General features: G+C 47.4%; 1 protein-coding gene. It reads left to right on the top strand.

Annotated elements, in window-relative coordinates:
* Positions 1-215: GA module-containing protein (locus IV67_RS02375; protein WP_201782720.1), on the top strand; the 215-nt coding region annotated here is incomplete at both ends.

Raw genomic sequence — 215 nt, 5'->3', positions numbered from 1 at the left:
GACGCCATTGATAAGGGAGCCGACCAAAGCGAAATTGATAAGATTGTCGAAGACGCCAAGAAGGACGACCAAGCGGCTAAGGATAAGGCGGATCAAGACAAGGCTGATAAGGACTTGCAAGATGCCAAGGACAAAGCCAAGGATGCCATTGACGACTTAGACAACTTAGATGAAGAAACTAAGGATGCGATTAAGGACGCCATTGATAAGGGAGC

This window comes from Weissella minor (genome assembly GCF_001437425.1).
Lineage (GTDB): Bacteria > Bacillota > Bacilli > Lactobacillales > Lactobacillaceae > Weissella > Weissella minor.
The sequence above is the reverse complement of the archived record's forward strand: the minus strand, read 5'-3'. Positions and strand labels throughout refer to the sequence as shown.